This is a genomic window from Streptomyces sp. NPDC003393 (assembly GCF_053589015.1).
Window position 1 is genome coordinate 1 of the sequence record NZ_JBSFRB010000103.1, and the last position, 1294, is coordinate 1294.

Consider the following 1294-nt stretch of genomic DNA (forward strand, 5'->3'; position numbering starts at 1 on the left):
AAGTACCAGCTCAAACCCCGCGACTGGGCCGCCGCCGAACGCGAGGGCCGCAGCATCGCCCCGCTCATCACCCGCCTCAACGACATCCGCCGCCGCAGTCCGGCCCTCCGGCAGCTGCGCGACCTGCACTTCCACCACGCCGACAAGGAGGCGGTGATCGCCTACTCGAAACGGAGCGGCTCGAACACGGTTCTGGTGGTCGCCAACCTCGATCCGCACCACACCCAGGAGGCGACGGTCTCGTTGGACATGCCGCAACTCGGCCTGGAATGGCACGAGTCGGTGCCGGTGCGCGACGAGCTCACCGGCGAGACCTATCACTGGGGCAGGGCCAACTATGTGCGACTCGAGCCGGGCCACCGGCCCGCTCATGTCCTCACCGTCCTGCGACCGTCCACCCCGCAGATCGGAGGGTCACCCACAACATGAGCGTCAATGAGCCCGTTCCGGACACCTTCGAGGACACTCCCGCCAAGGACCGCGACCCGGAGTGGTTCAAACGTGCCGTCTTCTACGAGGTCCTCGTCCGCTCCTTCCAGGACAGCAACGGCGACGGCATCGGCGACCTGAAGGGCCTGACCGCCAAACTGGACTATCTGCAATGGCTGGGCGTGGACTGCCTGTGGCTGCCGCCGTTCTTCAAGTCGCCCCTGAGGGACGGCGGCTACGACGTCTCCGACTACACCGCCGTCCTGCCTGACTTCGGCGACCTCGCCGACTTCGTCGAGTTCGTCGACGCCGCCCACCACCGCGGCATGCGCGTCATCATCGACTTCGTCATGAACCACACCAGCGACCAGCACCCGTGGTTCCAGGAGTCCCGCAAGGACCCCCACGGCCCCTACGGCGACTACTACGTGTGGGCCGACGACGACAAGCAGTTCCAGGACGCCCGGATCATCTTCGTCGACACCGAGGCCTCCAACTGGACGTACGACCCGGTACGCAAGCAGTACTACTGGCACCGCTTCTTCTCGCACCAGCCGGACCTGAACTACGAGAACCCGGCGGTGCAGGAGGAGATGATCTCCGCACTGAAGTTCTGGCTGGACCTGGGCATCGACGGGTTCCGGCTGGACGCGGTGCCGTACCTGTACCAGCAGGAGGGCACCAACTGCGAGAACCTGCCGGCGACCCACGAGTTCCTCAAGCGGGTGCGCAAGGAGATCGACGACCAGTACCCGGACAAGGTGCTCCTCGCCGAGGCGAACCAGTGGCCGGAGGACGTCGTCGACTACTTCGGCGACTACTCCTCCGGCGGCGACGAGTGCCACATGGCCTTCCACTTCCCGGT

General features: G+C 65.9%; 2 protein-coding genes. Both read left to right on the forward strand.

Going from position 1 to position 1294, the window contains the following annotated elements; genetic code table 11:
- The coding region (locus ACWDUZ_RS38550; RefSeq protein ID WP_451636486.1) for an alpha-glucosidase C-terminal domain-containing protein at nt 1-429 on the forward strand (429 nt) is incomplete at its 5' end.
- A partial coding sequence (locus ACWDUZ_RS38555) for an alpha-amylase family glycosyl hydrolase (RefSeq protein ID WP_451636487.1) occupies nt 426-1294 on the forward strand: 869 nt, incomplete at its 3' end. The genes ACWDUZ_RS38550 and ACWDUZ_RS38555, both read left to right, overlap by 4 nt.